This window comes from Ancylobacter sp. FA202 (assembly GCF_000380205.1).
Taxonomy (GTDB): domain Bacteria; phylum Pseudomonadota; class Alphaproteobacteria; order Rhizobiales; family Xanthobacteraceae; genus Ancylobacter.
The window spans coordinates 41,824-56,815 of sequence record NZ_KB904820.1 but is presented as its reverse complement, the minus strand read 5'-3'; the positions used below and the strand labels follow the sequence as shown (position 1 = coordinate 56,815).

The window sequence follows — 14,992 nt, the reverse complement described above, 5'->3', positions numbered from 1 at the left end:
GGATTCCTGATTAAGCGCCGCGACGACGGCTGTAGAAGAGCGGAAGCCAGCGGGACGGATCGTCGCCCACTTCCTTGCGGATCTGTTCAAGGTCATCGACGCCGGCCGTCGTGCCGGAGAGGATCGACATTTCGTCCCCGAAGCCCGCGAGGTTCAGTTCGGCCACGACGCTTCCATGACCCTGCTTGACGATGAAGCGCCGGGACGCCTTCTGAAGGTCGCGCGAGATCAGCTCATATTCCCGCTCGGTGAGCCGGAAGCCGCCGACATAGTCGGCGTGCTGTCCCTTCTCATTCGGCAGGAATATCTGCGTGCCGCATTGCTCGATCACCGTATGCGCGATCGGGCTCGATATCGCGTCGCGCGGGCTTTGCGTGGCGAACACCATCAGACCGTTCTGCTTCCGAATGGTCTTGAGCTTGTTCTGCACGAAGTCCCGGAAGCCCTCATCCGCGAGCGCCTTCCAGAACTCGTCGATCACAACGACGATCCGCCGGCCGTCGATCATCTGTTCGACCCGATGGAACAGGTAGAACATCAGCGGCATGCGGATTTCCTCGTTGTCGAGGAAGTCCGTCATGTCGTAGCCGAGGAATTGCGCCCCCTCTCCGATGGCGTCGCCGTCATTGTCGAAGACCCATCCCAGCGCGCCGCCGGCCGCCCAGCGGCGCAGGCGAGCGGCCACGCCTTCGGGGTCCGTCGTATCGAGAAACTGGATCAGCGCCCCGATGGAGCGGTCCCGCCGATCCAGCTGGCCCAGCGCCGTAATGGCCTGCTCGATGGCGCGCTGTTCATTCGTCGTGATCGGCCTACCGCCACGCACCAGGCGCTCGATCCAGCGCGACAGGAAGACCTTGTTCGCCTCTGTCAGCTCCAGCCCCTTGAGCGGCGAAAAGCCGGTCGGGCGACCATTCTGCAGCGGCAGATAGGTGCCACCCATCGCGCGCACGAACAGATCGGCGCCGCGGTCCTTGTCGAACAGCACCACCTGCGGCGCATGCTTGGTAATCTGCGTCAGCAGGAAGTTCATCAGGGCGGTCTTGCCCGATCCGGACGGGCCGCAGATGAACGTCGAACCCAGCTGTTCGTAATGGAAGTTGAAATAGAACGGTGCGCCCGATGCCGTCTTCAGCATCGCGACCGCCGGACCCCAATAGTTCCCTTCCGCCTGCCCTATCGGATAGGAGTGCAGCGGGCACAGCGCCGCGAAGTTCCGGGACGAAATCGCCCCCGAGCGCGGGCGCATCGAGAAATTGCCCGGCAGCTGCCCCCAGAATACCGCCTCCAGGGCGATATCCTCGCGGGCCACGACGGCGCCGCCGTTCGCCAGCTCCGCCCGCGCTTTCGACAAATGCTCCCCGAGCGTTTTCACATCGCCCGCGAAGACCATCAGCGAGAGGTGATGCTCACCCATGACGATACGATTGGCCTGCACGTCATCGGCGGCGTCGATCAGGTCGTCGATCTGCGAGACGGCCTTGTCGCCGCCGGCCGTCATCATGTTCTGCTTGCGCGTGAACAGCGCCAGGGCGTCGCCTTTCGACCGAAAGGCGAAGGACTGCGTGAGGATGAATTCACACTGAAGGGCCAGCAGGCCATCCAGCATGCCGGGACGGGTGCGCGAGGGGTATTCCTTGAGCGACAGCGCCCCGGCGACGCGATCCCCGGCCTCATGCCGGATTTGCGCCGTTTCCCGGCCGAAGATGACCCGATCGGTGTAGATCGCCGAATAGATCGGTCCCATCGTCAACGGGACACGCTCACGCCGACCGCCGACCAGCTGGTGAAGCACTTCGGACGGCTCGGACCACATCAGCCCGTCCGCCTCATAGAGGCCCAGCAGCCGAGGACGGAAGTCGGCGAGCAACCCCATCATCGTCTGGCGCGCATCCGTCAGATGCTTCAGCGCCTCGGTATTGACCTCGACGCCGCCGTTGCGGGCGCGCCGTGCAAGGCCCGCCATCTTTGCCAGCGACGACGGATCGCTCGTCCAGACCAGCGAAATGAACAGGTCGTTCCGGTACAGTTCCTGCCCGACCATCCGCTCGCGGTAGCGCTCATCCAGGCCCGAAGCGAACGCCTGATCGAAGGAGCCGGCCGGATAGGTCGTCTCGCGGCGCCGAACAACATGGCTCCATACCGCCAGCCGATCATCCGCGATGTTGCGCAGCATCGTGTCGAGCCCACGATAGCGCGCATTGATGATGTCGACGCCGGCCGTCTCGAAAGAGATGCCTTCCACGGCGATCATGGTCATGAGCGCGCCGCCAGCGAGCGCGATGACATGCTCGTCGACGTGCCGCACATGCGGGATGCGGCTCTCGGGTTCGATCTCCCGCGCCCGGAGAGCTGCGTTGTCAGAGGCCATAATCGCGCTCGTCGTAGTGGCGGATGGTCTGGAGCGGCGTCACGCTGGAGCCGCCCCAATAATCCCGGTTGAAACACCGCATGGACGTGAACAGCCACGCGGCGATGAGACGGAAGCGGTTCGGGTCGCGTTTCACAATTTCGCGGCAGACCATGTGAAGGCTGGCCGTGATCGCGACGCCGACAATGAAATTGTCGAGCAGGATGAAGCCGGTGAGCAGGCCGATGGCGGCGTTGACGGGCAACGTCTCCATCGGCGCGCCACCAAAGACCGCCGGGCGCGTGCAGGCGAGAAACAGCATTTCCTCTTCAAGCCCGGGCTCGCCGGCGGCCTTCGACATCAGCCAGCCCCCAGCATCGACGCGATGGTGGCGGCCGAGAACACGATGGCGATGCCGATCACGACGAAGCCCGCCGTGCGCAGCTGGATCACGTTGAACATCCAGCCGATGCCCACGCCCATGATCGCCAGAACCGCGAGCGCCTTTCCGACGCCGCCGGTGATCATGCTGATCAGGCTTTCGAGGGCGGTCTGAATACCCGTCGCCTGCGCAAAGGCAGGCTCCGCGCCGATCAGTGCCAGGGTCAGGCCCATCATCAGAGGGGCACTAAGGCGACGCGAACGCGAAACGAGCCCGTCGTTTGTCGCGTCCTTCGCATGCTTCGTCATCGGATTTGCTCCTGCTTGCATCATCGAGTGATGTCACGGGGTGAAAATGAGAACGTGTGATCGGCTGCCGCTGGTGTTGCCGTAGACGTCCCACGGCGGCGCAGATGGGAGTGGAGCGGCCGACCGCTTGCCGGGCGCGGGCCGCGCCTCTTCGGTCGCCGCCTTCTCGGCGGCGACCGAATGAGAGCCGATAGTCAGGGGCAGTTCAGGAAGAAGCGGGCGCAGCTCCGCCATCGCCGACAACGCTCGCTGGTCGTAGCCCGCGAGGTAGCCGGCTTCCTCTTCCCCCTGCCCGAAATAGCGTGCGAAAGCTGCGCCGAACGCGCCGTCTCCGGCGCCCGCCTTGGCCGATGCGCGGAGATAGCCCGCCAGCAATTCCCCCGTCACAGCGAGGTTTCTGCATGGATCGAACATCTCTTCGAGGCTTAGTCCGTACTTCCGGCCAATCTCGACACTCAGGCCGCCGAGCCCAAGGCTGAACTCTGCACGCTTCGCCAACAGATCGTTCGCGGCGGCGACCGCCGCCTGCTTTGTCGCCGGCTGTCCCTTGAGGACCGCGTCGCTATGCACCCTGATCGCCAACGGATTGAAGCTGCTTTCGAGCCGCACGATGGCGGCCAGCGCCGCCGGATCCACCATTGGCGCGCAGGTTTCCGCCACAGCAAGAAAGGCGCCGGGCATCAGAACCAGATCCGCTGAGTGACACCCTCTATGGTCACATCGACATAAGTCGGTTGCTCACGAACCTTGGGGCGAGTGTGCGTGTAATCCATGCAAACCCGTTTGCCGTCGCTGAGAACCAGCCGTGCCGTCTCGCTCGCGTCGCGACCCCTGCACTTGTCCAGCTCAACTGGCTGGCGTGTAACCGAGCGGCAGGTCAATTTGCCGGAACCCGAGGAGTCTTCGACCCGAGTCAAGACGGACCCGTCTTCACACCGATAGGGCTCGACTCGCGGCACCGAGGATGAAAATCCAATACCAGTGCAGGTCGGGAAACTCCCTCCCGACCGCAGCACGTCATACAGTTGAGTGATCGGGGGGACGCATGCCGCATACTGCATCGGCCCCCCAGGATTGGAAATGCACAGCAATACCTGGCAGCCCCAATCGCTCGCTGGCGCTGGAGCGGCAAAAAAAACTGTGCTGGCTAGGGCGCACCCCACAAAAGTTGTAGTAAAGCCGACGCTGACACTTCTCTGCCCGCTTTTCTCGCGAAGCTCTCCACCCGCTCCCGATGATTCCTTCTCTTTGCTCATGCCCGCAAAACTAAACTGGCCAGTGCGAGCACCACCCAGAGATTGTGCCGGGTGGTACAATCCGCTTGCGCGCACGCCATTCTCTTCGCTCAACCCAGCCGTCTTCATGGACTTGGCGCCCCCGTGAAAAGCCGCTGGCTTTCGGGGCGATCAACCCCGAAGCCCGGCAATTAAGGCAGTTACCTGCCTTTCATCGACCTATTTGCAGCTTATATTATGCAACGGAGAACGCCATGCCAAGCCCATATGCGGCCGATACCCCGCTTAAAACACTGATCTTCGTTGCCAAATTGATGGATTGCATCGTCGAGGATGAGCGCGAGGGAGAGACGGCAAGCCATCGCTTGAAGCAAGCGGGCATAATGTCTTACATTTACATGATGCATCTGAACGGTGAGAAAATCACCGTCTCAAAGCTCAAAGACCGCCTCAAAGCACCGCGTCAGGTCATTGTTGAGCTATTTAAATCTCTGGAAGAGCGCGGGTTGCTGACCCACTCGACCGAAACGCATGATGGAGGTCGAGGTCGCGTCTTTGTCTACGCGCTTGCGGACAAGGCGCTATCTCTGTAGCAGCTGCCGAATTAGCAGCATATGAGGCGTATATGTCACACGCCTCTATCGCAATATAGAACATATATGCAGACAATAAATGATTGCCCCGGGTTCCCGATCCCGCTTAATGTTGCGCGCCAAGCGCTCGAATCGACCGACCAACCCATAGAGTCGGCGTTCGATCGCATCTGCAACCTAGGAGAAGCGGACGGACAAAAAGGGAAAGGCTCCGATGCTACCAACATCGAAGCCTTTCGGTCTTCGGGAATAGCCCTCGCCAGCGCGAAACTGAACCAAAACCACCCAAACATTTTGTGGGTTTAGTTTCGCCAGGACATGAATCGATGTCAAGCGAAAACGCCCTTCCTGGCGAACGAACCCTTTTTGCCGTTTTCAGGAGAAAACGGTGTCAAATCATACCCATGGCTTAGATGCCATCAAAGTCACCGGACAGGTCGGCGCAGGCCGCCTCGCGTCTCTAGCGGCACCAGCCGCACCAGGCGGGAGCGATCGCTGATGGCGCCTCAGATGTTCGTCACGCCCTTCGGCCAACGACGCCTGGACCTGGGGCACATCGCCTCCCAGCTCGTCGCCCAATCGGCGAAACCCGACGCCGTTGTTCATAAATGGCAGGTCTTCAAGGCCATACGAGAGGCCAGAGAGTTGGTCGGTGCTACGGATCGCTCCCTCGCGATCCTTCACGCCCTGCTCTCCTTCCATCCGGAAACAGCCTTGTCGGGTGACAGCGAACACATCGTCTGGCCTTCAAACGACCACCTCGCGTCACGGGCCAACGGCATGCCGGCGTCGACGCTGCGGCGGCACATTGCGGTGCTTGTTGATTGTGGGCTTATCATCCGGCGCGACAGTCCCAACGGCAAACGGTTCGCACGGAAAGGCAGGGACGGGCAGATCGAGCAGGCGTTCGGCTTCGACCTCTCGCCCATCGTCGCGCGCGCCGAGGAATTGCTAGGGCTCGCCCAGACCGTCCAGGCTGAGAAGAGAGCCCTGCGCCGCTCGAAAGAGCGGCTGTCGTTGCTCCGACGCGACATCACCAAGATGATCGAGACCGGCGTGCGGGGGTGTGTGCCGGCCGATTGGCCCGGACATCAATCGGCCTATCAGAGCATCCTCGCGCGCCTTCCGCGCGGGGCCTGCCGAGAGATCATCGACGCTATTGCCGACGATCTTCAGCTTGTCCACACGACGATCAGCGACCTTTTGGCAGCCTTCGTAAAATCAGAGATTTTGGACGCCAATGCAGCGCAAGATGAGCGCCACATACAAGATACAGCCCCTAGTGACATCGTAGAGAGTAGAGACAATCAGTGTCGGTCTAACGACCGACACGCACATACGAGCGCCTTCGGCGAAGAGGCTTTCCGGAAAAAGCCTTGCTGCGGCGGCGGGGTCAAGCAAGACCGAAAAGCCGCGCGCAAGGCCGCTGACAGCGACATTCTCAATATTACGCTGCCGCTTGTGAAGCAGGCGTGCCCCGACGTGGCAGACACGCTGCCAGACATCTTCGCATCATGGTCCAGCCTCCGCGGCGCCAACCAGCCGCTGTGCCGCATGGCCTACATCAACCCCCAGGTCTGGGAGGAAGCTAAATCGCAGCTCGGCACCGATCTCGCGATCGCGGCTCTGGCCGTGACGGTGCAGCGCGCTTTCAATGGTGACGTCAAGAATGCGGGCGCCTATATGCGCGGGCTTGTGCAGCGGGGAACCAAGGGCGAGCTCTTCATTTCGCGGAGCCTCTTCGCCATGGCCAAGAATACGCTCGGAGAGGCCAATTAATGCAACGAAGACAGCGGTTTGTTCCGAACAATGGGCCTCTTCCGAAGGTCCATCCACAAAAGTTGACTCCACCGTTTCTCGCGTCTGCGGTTGTGTCGAGCCCCATTGATGTCGGGCATCCCAAGATATCGATTCCTGTTCCCGTGACACGTCTACCCCTCGACCTTTATGTGCCCGAGCCTTCTCCTCAGCCCGAGGTGACGCTTCGTCTCCGATCGAGCGGCGGTATCGAGCTATATGTTCGCGTCGCCGGCAAGACATTCCGTCGCTGCCTCAAGTCTGTCATCGCCGATGGACCGATGCGCGAGGACCGGTTTGCCGTGGTGCAGGGCCGCCTCGCTCCGAACGGCGTGATCGATGAGGCCGCATTGTCATACACTCCCAAGCCCCGGACCAAGGAATGAGGCTCTTCTGGCGGATAAGAAGGGCCATGAGGCCGCTCCAACTGACTATGCTCTTCGCTGCTGGTCTCTTGGTAGTTGCTGGGTATGATTGGTCCGGAACGGCAACTCGCGCGGGAAAGGAGGTGGCGGCGCCTACCCCGACGGCTATGTCACGCGAGATCGTCGGCCGCGCGACGGTGATCGACGGCGACACGCTAGCGATCGCGGGGCAGCACGCGAGGATCCGGCTGTTCGGCATTGATGCGCCGGAAAGCGCCCAGCCCTGCTTCAAAGGGCAGGGTCGCCCCTACCCTTGTGGGAGTCGAGCGACCGCGTTTCTTTCGCAGTTGATCGGCCGCGGCGGCAATGTCGTTTGCCGACCCCTGGACGTTGACTCCTATCAGAGACTGGTCGCCGAGTGCGACACGGCGGCCGGCATCTCCCTCAATCGCGAAATGGTGCGGGCCGGCTGGGCAATCGATTATGTCCGATACAGCGGCGGCAGATATTCGGTGGAACAACGCGATGCGCAGATCGCCCGGCGCGGTCTGTGGGCCGGCACGTTCGACGCGCCCGCTCAGTGGCGGAAGCAAACATCGCGGTGAGGCACGCATTTGAGCCCATCAAACGACACCCGTTCTTGAGCTGGCAATACACCGCTGCGCCTTTTCTCTTACCGTAAGAATCGGCTCGCCCCGATCAGAATCCTAGCCCGGATCCGACACGCTCAGTTTTCTCTGAGCGATCGCTGCGCCCCTGTAATAAACGAACGGAGAGATGGCAGTGTGCCACCTCGCTCCATGACTTTTAACTTCACGGAATCGTTGGACGAATCCTGTGCGAGCGATATCTCGCCGTCGTCGACGGAGAGGGGCGGTAAGTATCTGTTAACTAAATAAAGTTTGACCAACATCGGGAATCGCGCGAATGTTCGCCGACGCTTTTTTTTCGATTATCAGGAATTTTCCGTCGTGAGCGCAATGTCCGGAGCGATGGCACATAAGCTGGAGAACGAACCCTCGCTCGCGAAAATCACGCGGCATTCGCTGCTGCTCGCCGCGCAGCTGCAGGCGCTCCGCTCGCAACTCTACCCGCCAGAAGCCAAAAAGTCGCTCAAGACCTTCACCTCGCGGGAGGCCGCGTCGATGGTGGGAATTGCAGAATCCACGCTCAGGCAGATGTCCCTTGACGGCGAGAGCGCTGTTCCGGAACTGCACGGGAAGGATAACCGCCGCCGAGCTTACACGCTCGCGCAGATTAACGAGCTCCGCGAGCACCTCGCCCACAAGCGACCTAAGGAGGCGCTAGCTTTCCTGCCACGACGCCGGGCCGGCGAGAAGCTGCAGATCATAGCGATCGCCAATTTCAAGGGTGGTTCGGCGAAAACGACGACTACGATCCATCTCGCACATTTCCTGGCGCTCGAAGGATTGCGCGTTCTCGCGATCGATCTCGATCCACAGGCTTCGCTATCGACGATGTTCGGCTTTCAGCCGGAGCTTGATGTCGACGACAACCAAACCGTCTACGGTGCGATCCGTTATGACGACGATCTACGGGTGCCCCTGAAGGACGTTATTCGCAAGACCTACTTCGACGGTATTGATCTCGTCCCGGGCAATCTTGAACTCATGGAGTATGAGCACGAGACACCTCAGGCGATCTCTCGCGGCGACGGTCGTGGAGAGGCGATGTTCTTTCGCAGATTGCGATCGGTGATCGGCAGCGTCGAAGATGACTACGATGTCGTCTTGATCGATGCGCCGCCCCAGCTCGGATATCTCACGCTGGGGGCTCTGTACGCGGCGACCGCGCTGCTTGTCACGGTTCATCCGGCAATGCTCGACGTCTCGAGTATGAATCAATTCCTGAAGATGACCAGCGACATCCTCCAAGTCATCCAAGAGAACGGCGGGACTCTCGAACACGATTTCATTCGATACATCCTAACGCGGCATAACCCCCATGATGTGCCTCAGGTGAATATCGTTGCACTGCTACGGTCTCTGTTCGGCGAAGATGTGCTCGCGCCGGTCGTCGTAGAGACGACGGCCATTGCGAATGCAGGGCTGGAGAAGAAGAGCCTCTACGAGATGGCGAGAGGGACGGTGGGGCGTGACACACTCACCCGCGCGATTGAATCCGTGGACGCGGTCAATCGGGAGATCTTGAATCACATCAAGCACGTGTGGGGGCGCTCGTGACGAACGCGAAAGACCGTTCCAATCGCATGAAGCACCTATTCGGCAATGTCGACCGTACGGAACTCGAGAAGAACCTGCCCTCCCCTGCCGCCGACAAGTCGCGCGCGAGCTCGGCCGGTATGTCCGGGGCGGTAAAGTCGATGCAGCAGTCGTTCTCGACGGTCGAAGCCGAGAACGATCGCCTGCGCGCGCAATTGCAGTCGGCTGAGGCTGTGGTCGAGCTCGATCCCGCTACACTAGTCCCCTCTTTCGTCCGCGACAGGTTCGACATTGAGGGCAATCCGCGGTTCCCTCTGTTCGTCGAAAGCATAAGAAACGAAGGGCAGAAACTACCCATACTTGTTCGCCCCATCCCGGAGAAGGCTGGCACGTATCAGGTGGCCTTTGGGCACCGGCGATGGCGCGCCTGCCAAATTCTCGGGCGGCCCGTTCGAGCCGTCGTCGTGTCGCTCACCGACGAGCAGCTCGTCATTGCTCAAGGCATCGAGAACGCCGAGCGTGCCAACCTGTCCTTCATCGAGCAGGCGCTCTTCGCCGGCGAGCTGAAGAAGCAAGGCTTCACACGCGAGACGATCGCCAAGGCACTCGGTCGGAGCGAAGCGAAGGGCCTCGCATACATTTCGATTTTGACGGCGGTCGCCGCCGCTTTGCCGGAAGGGTTCGTGCGTAAAATCGGGCCGGCTCCTTCTGTCGGCCGGCCGAAATGGGAGAAGCTTGGATCATTCTTCAAGGATCAGAAGCTTCCTGCGGACGCGAATTCCGCTGTCAATGAACTGTTGGCTTCAGAAAAATGGCAGTCGCTGAGCAGCGACGATCGATTTGCCGGGGTACTTCAAATTTTGGCTCGCCGCGTCGACGCGCCTAAGCCACCGGGACGGCTTGATCTCGGCGAAGGGCTTTCGGTGACAACGAAGCGAACGTTGAAGGTCACCCAGATTTCCATTCCACACGCGCCAGCACCCGGCCTCTCAGCTTGGCTGATCGAGCGGCTGCCTCAGCTGGTGGAGGAATTCAAACGTTCGGAACAAGGAGCGAAGTCATGACCTGACACGCGAAAAGAAAAAGGGCTCACCGACTGCAATCGGTAAGCCCTTCGATTCCTAGCCAACAGAACGGTTCAGTTCCATCAGCATCAGCAGTGACAAACTGATTCTATGATGGGGCGCTTGCACAATCAAGCCCTGGTTTCCAGTCGGGGCGCGATGAAGTGCGCCAATTTGCTGGCTTTTCATCCACACAAGTGATGGAGCCGCGATCAATGGATCGCGGGGCGGCTAGCTATGTCCCAAGTTACACAGATCGCGTCGTTCCGGCGTGTCACACCGGGTATTCTTGCAAGCGCTCGGCTCGCCATGGCGAACGATGTGCCAGAGGTCTCGAAAGCCGAAATCGCAATTATCCTCAAGAAGGCGGCGCCGGTCCTGGGGATTGACGGAGCGACCTATCACATCATGGATATCCTGATTGGCCTCTCGCGAGCGGATGACTGGAAAGGTGCAAGCCGTCCAATCGTTGCGATCTCAAACGCCAAGCTTGCCGAGTATACGGCGCGATCGGTACGCCAGGTCTCTCGTTGCATCCGCCGTCTGGTCGAGGCCGGAATTGTGGCTTATCGCGACAGCCCTACAGGACGCCGTTTCGTTTATCGCGACAAAGAAGGCGAGATCGGCAAAGGCTATGGCTTGGACTTCACGCCGGCGCGGGTGAGGATCCACGAACTGAAGCGTCTCGTTGATGAGTTCCAGGCACGTCTGAACGGTGAGCAAGAGGCTCGTCGGACGACGACGCGGCTTGCGCGGGCGATTGTAGATGCCTGCGACGCCTATCCCGACCAGGCGGTGAGATGGGCCGCCGAACTTGAGCAGATCAAGTGCCGGGCGCGGGGGCTTGAGATCGAAGCACAAGAGCTCGAAGATCTCCATCGCCGTATCGTCACCGAGGTTACTGAGGAAGCCATTCAACATGAAATGTCATGCGCGGGTGACACTCATGTCGCGCCTAATATTAATACAACCCATCAAAACTCATTTGAACGTAAAAATCACCGGCCTCGCTCTAACGAGCGAGACTCTTCCTACGAACAGAACGACCGCAAAGCGGTCGTTCTCTCAGCCGAAAAAAAGTCTGCGGCCAATCACCCCCTAAGGGAACGTCCACGCGGAACAAGGGCCTCGCGAAGCGCCGACGAAGTTCAATCCGAGATCCTTGCATCGGTCTCAGTTGGCCTAATTCGCTCGGCATGCTCGGAATCCTGCGAGATTACGGGCCGGTCGTTCAAGAGTTGGCCAGAACTCACCGGCTCCGCCGAGATCATGCGCGTCATGATCGGGCTGTCGGAGGCTGCTTGGCTCGACGGGGCGGGCAAGGTGGGCCGCTATGCGGCCGCTGCCATCCTGATTACGGTTCTCGAAAAGTCGATGAGGAGCCCGGAACAGATCTCAAGTCCGGGAGGGTACTTCCGCGCAATGGTTGACCGTGCTGTCGAGGGCAGCTTGCATCTGGAAAAGAGCCTCTTTGGCCTCGCGGATGGCGCGCTCAAGCGGGCACGCGACAGCGCCTCATGAACGGCGCGATGGGGGTTACAGCTGTAACTATTCGTGCTGTCCAACGGATTTGGGCTCTTCCGAAGAGGGCTGCCCCCGTTCCAACGCAAGAAACGCGTGAGCCGTCAATGGGTTGGCCAAGCGGGGTAACAGCTGTAACGGTGCCACCAGCTGGACGCGAGGGAAAGGACCTCCCGCATGGCTGACTATAACCGAGATGAGATCAAGGAAAAGGTGCCCTGCTCCGCTCTACTGGAGAGCCGCGGCTGGAAGGTCGACCTTCGGGAAAGCACATCGCGGGCGATCAAATATCGACGCGCGGACGGTGAAATCATCATCGTCAACCACCATGGTCGCGGCTGGTTCGATCCGACGTCGCAGGCGAAGGGCGACGTCTTCTCACTTGCCCAACACCTCGGGGCCCAAGGTTTCACGAGCGCGCTTCAGGTCGTCGCTGATCTCGTGGGCTTCGTTCCGCGTGATCCAGTTTGGCAACGCAAATCGCGACGGGGTCCTAGCATCGCTCCCTCCCGGCGTTGGGCCGAGCGATCTCCTCCAATTCCCGGATCCGCCGCGTGGGTCTATCTATCCGAAGCCCGCGGCATCCCCGCGGCAATTGTTGAGAGAGCGACCGCGGCCGGCTGCTTGCGAGAGGGGCCGAGGGGGTCGATGTGGGCGGCTCACATCGACCCTGCAGGGGGCGTCGTCGGCTGGGAAGAGCGCGGGCCGGACTGGCGAGGCTTCGCAGCCGGCGGCTCGAAGGCGCTTTTCCAACTGGGCGAAGCCAACGCTCGGCGGCTTTGCATCACGGAGGCTGCGATCGACGCAATGAGCCTCGCCGCAATAGAAGGCTGTCGCGCCGACAGCATTTACGCCAGCACCGGGGGAGGGTGGGCGCCGGCCAGCGATCAGTACATTCGTGCCCTCGCTGCGCGACCGGGTTCTCTGCTCGTGGCTGCATGCGACGTAAACGACCAGGGCGACGTTTACGCCTCACGACTCCGGGAAATTGCGGCTGCTGCGGGAGCAGAGTTCTTGCGCCTTTGGCCAGAGGCCGAAGATTGGAATGCGCAGATCACCGGATGACGGGGTGCGTTCGCCGAGGCCCATCGGCACCCCAGCTAAGGATCGCATTTAGGGTGCGAACGGCGCCAAGCAGTTTAGCCCGCGCGAAAACTCACTCCGCATGGCCGGAATCGTCAAAGTCCTCGGACCGCCAGTTTGGCGCCTCGCTGACCGGCATAGCGCCGACTCTGCGTCTCAAATGGGGAAAGTGGGACCATGTCGTTGGGCTGACTTACCGCGATAGTGTGCCCCCAGGTCCGTCCCGTCACTCAAGCTCCAGGTGCGGGCACCGCCCGGAAAGCAAAGCCTGTTGCTTCACCCGAGCCAATTCTCGACCTTCAGGCCTCGGATCCGGCTGAACTCGCCGACATTGGCCGTGACCAAGGTTGTCCCTAGCGTGTAAGCATGGGCAGCAATCAGAAGATCGTTGTGGCCAATGATCTGGCCTGCTGCCTCGAGTTCAGCGCGGATGCCGCCGTACTCGCCATCGGCCGGAATCTCCAACGGCAGTACCGGGATCGTGGCCAAAACGTCCTCGACCTTCGCCAACAGCTTTGCCGAGCCCTTCTTAGCGCAACCGTACCGCAACTCGCACGCCACGATGATGCTGGTGCAGATATTGCCGTCACCGACATTCTGAAGTCGTCGGGCCGCCTGTCCAGCTGGATTGCGTACCATGTCGCTGATGATGTTCGTATCCAGCAGATAGCGCGTCAAAAGACATCCTCCGGTTCGGCTGGCCTGTCTTCGATTGTGGGAAATTCTTCATCGAGCGGCTCCCACGTCGCCAGCAATGCAAGCAATCCGGTGCTCTGACGAACGGGTTCGATAATGATCCTGTCGCCTTCACGGCTGATTAGGGCGCGGTCGCCTGGCAGTTCAAACTCAACAGGAATGCGGACGGCCTGGCTGCGGTTGTTGCGAAACAGCCGGACCTCTTTGGCAGGGGATTGATGCTGTTCGACCATAAGCATGCCTCCGTGTGTATATGCTTGTATATGCCTCATTCACCCGAGCTTCAAGAAGCTTGCTCAGGGAGAAGTGTGAGGAGTGGTCAACGCCCAAAGAGGGCGCGTGGATCACAGCCCCGCCGCCTTGGTGAGGTTAACGCGAAACCGGTCGCGCCGGCGCTGATAGCGGCGGGTCATCTCGGCGGAGGCGTGGCCGAGCTGTCTCTGCACATAGCGCTCGTCCACCTCGGCCGAGGAGGCGAGGCCCGCGCGCAGCGAATGGCCCGAGAATTTCATCTCCCGTTCGCCCTCGCTGAGATCGCCGCGCACCCCGGCCGCTAGCGCCGCGCGCTTGACCAGACGGGCGACCTCACGGTCATTCAGGCGCTCGGCGCCGACATTGGTGCCGCTGCCGGTCACCCGCCGGAACAGCGGGCCATGGCCAATGCGCGCCAGCTTCAGCCAGGTCTGCAGCGCGGTAACCGGGCAGGTGGCATCCGATGAGCCGCGCCCGATTTCCACCTCGCGCCAGCCGGTCTTTCCGCGCAACGTCACCACCATGCCTTTGTCGAGGATCTCGACCCAGCCGCGCCCGTCGGGCGTCTGGTCGCGCCCGCAATCCAGCCCGACAATCTCGGAGCGGCGCAACCCGCCGGCAAAGCCGACCAGCAGCATGGCGCGGTCGCGCAGGCCGCGAAGCGACCCGCGTTCCAGCGTCTCCAGCATGGCGCGGAGGTCTTCGGGAAGCACCGCTTCCTTCTGCCGGGGAGGGGCGGCGTGGGTGTTGCGGATGCCGGCGAGGACGGTGGCGATGTGGCGATCCTTGCGATCAAGCGGTGTGCCGCGCTGGGCGTAGTTCCAGCCGATGGCGGAGAGCCGCCGCTCGATGGTCGCGACGGCATTCGCCTTGCCGTCGGGAAGCGCCGTGCCCGAGGCGCAGGCGGTGATGTAAAGCCCGACGAGCTGGGGGGAGGGGGGCAGCGGGTCGAGGCCCTGCCGCCGGCACCAGCCGGAGAAATGCGCCCAGTCGCTGGCATAGGCGCGCCGCGTGTTGGCCGAGCTCGACGCCTCGACATAGTCGCGGGCGCGCGCCGTGAGGCGTTCGAGATGCGCGGGCAATGCGGATGGCGGCTGCACAACAGGCGAGGGGAGGGGTTGGTCAGGCAGCTGATCCATTGCCTCCACGATCTGTCCCTTTGCCTC

At 61.4% G+C, this 14,992-nt stretch carries 15 protein-coding genes; 8 read left to right on the top strand and 7 right to left on the bottom strand.

Annotation, left to right across the window (positions count from 1 at the left end):
- Nucleotides 1-10 precede the first annotated feature (10 nt).
- The 4 genes from A3M1_RS0124615 to A3M1_RS25570 are packed head-to-tail and all read right to left on the bottom strand — an operon-like array spanning nt 11 to nt 3,718.
- Complete coding sequence (locus A3M1_RS0124615; protein WP_018391655.1) at nt 11-2,368, bottom strand: VirB4 family type IV secretion/conjugal transfer ATPase; 2,358 nt, start codon at nt 2,366-2,368, stop codon at nt 11-13.
- Nucleotides 2,358-2,708, bottom strand: coding sequence for a type IV secretion system protein VirB3 (locus A3M1_RS0124610; RefSeq protein WP_018391654.1), 351 nt, complete (start codon nt 2,706-2,708; stop codon nt 2,358-2,360). Before A3M1_RS0124610 ends, A3M1_RS0124615 begins: the two co-directional genes overlap by 11 nt.
- A complete protein-coding gene (locus A3M1_RS0124605) occupies nt 2,708-3,037 on the bottom strand; it encodes a TrbC/VirB2 family protein (protein ID WP_018391653.1) in 330 nt (109 codons plus the stop codon). Before A3M1_RS0124605 ends, A3M1_RS0124610 begins: the two co-directional genes overlap by 1 nt.
- Nucleotides 3,038-3,070: 33 nt before the next feature.
- A complete protein-coding gene (locus tag A3M1_RS25570; RefSeq protein WP_081621882.1) occupies nt 3,071-3,718 on the bottom strand; it encodes a transglycosylase SLT domain-containing protein in 648 nt (215 codons plus the stop codon).
- A gap of 808 nt (nt 3,719-4,526) precedes the next feature.
- Between A3M1_RS25570 and A3M1_RS0124595 the strand changes: the two genes are divergently transcribed.
- The 8 genes from A3M1_RS0124595 (at nt 4,527) to A3M1_RS0124560 (ending at nt 12,860) form a co-directional block, all read left to right on the top strand.
- Entirely contained in the window at nt 4,527-4,865 is a 339-nt protein-coding gene (locus A3M1_RS0124595) for a helix-turn-helix domain-containing protein (protein ID WP_018391651.1), read from the top strand.
- Between the two features lie 498 nt (nt 4,866-5,363).
- Nucleotides 5,364-6,644: a plasmid replication protein RepC gene (gene repC / locus A3M1_RS25430; RefSeq protein WP_018391650.1), complete on the top strand. Its 1,281-nt coding sequence runs from the start codon at nt 5,364-5,366 to the stop codon at nt 6,642-6,644.
- Between the two features lie 143 nt (nt 6,645-6,787).
- Nucleotides 6,788-7,048, top strand: a complete 261-nt coding sequence (locus tag A3M1_RS26620) for a hypothetical protein (protein ID WP_157626341.1) — start codon at nt 6,788-6,790, stop codon at nt 7,046-7,048.
- A 146-nt stretch (nt 7,049-7,194) separates the two neighbouring features.
- Complete coding sequence (locus A3M1_RS25425; RefSeq protein ID WP_198291199.1) at nt 7,195-7,632, top strand: thermonuclease family protein; 438 nt, start codon at nt 7,195-7,197, stop codon at nt 7,630-7,632.
- A 375-nt stretch (nt 7,633-8,007) separates the two neighbouring features.
- Entirely contained in the window at nt 8,008-9,231 is a 1,224-nt protein-coding gene (gene repA / locus A3M1_RS0124580; RefSeq protein WP_018391648.1) for a plasmid partitioning protein RepA, read from the top strand.
- Nucleotides 9,216-10,274, top strand: a complete 1,059-nt coding sequence (gene repB, locus A3M1_RS0124575; RefSeq protein ID WP_018391647.1) for a plasmid partitioning protein RepB — start codon at nt 9,216-9,218, stop codon at nt 10,272-10,274. The genes repA and repB overlap by 16 nt, the downstream gene beginning before the upstream one ends.
- Before the next feature lie 237 nt (nt 10,275-10,511).
- Nucleotides 10,512-11,795, top strand: coding sequence for a plasmid replication protein RepC (repC, locus tag A3M1_RS25420; RefSeq protein ID WP_039784638.1), 1,284 nt, complete (start codon nt 10,512-10,514; stop codon nt 11,793-11,795).
- A gap of 177 nt (nt 11,796-11,972) precedes the next feature.
- Nucleotides 11,973-12,860, top strand: a complete 888-nt coding sequence (locus A3M1_RS0124560; protein WP_026221507.1) for a DUF3991 and TOPRIM domain-containing protein — start codon at nt 11,973-11,975, stop codon at nt 12,858-12,860.
- Nucleotides 12,861-13,154: 294 nt separating this feature from the next.
- Here A3M1_RS0124560 and A3M1_RS0124555 read toward each other — a convergent pair whose 3' ends face one another.
- The 3 genes from A3M1_RS0124555 to A3M1_RS0124545 form a co-directional block, all read right to left on the bottom strand.
- Nucleotides 13,155-13,556, bottom strand: coding sequence for a type II toxin-antitoxin system VapC family toxin (locus tag A3M1_RS0124555; RefSeq protein WP_018391643.1), 402 nt, complete (start codon nt 13,554-13,556; stop codon nt 13,155-13,157).
- A complete protein-coding gene (locus A3M1_RS0124550; protein ID WP_018391642.1) occupies nt 13,553-13,807 on the bottom strand; it encodes an AbrB/MazE/SpoVT family DNA-binding domain-containing protein in 255 nt (84 codons plus the stop codon). Before A3M1_RS0124550 ends, A3M1_RS0124555 begins: the two co-directional genes overlap by 4 nt.
- A gap of 111 nt (nt 13,808-13,918) precedes the next feature.
- Nucleotides 13,919-14,965 (bottom strand): site-specific integrase, encoded by a 1,047-nt coding sequence (locus tag A3M1_RS0124545; protein ID WP_081621878.1) that lies wholly within the window; start codon nt 14,963-14,965, stop codon nt 13,919-13,921.
- Nucleotides 14,966-14,992: the final 27 nt, after the last annotated feature.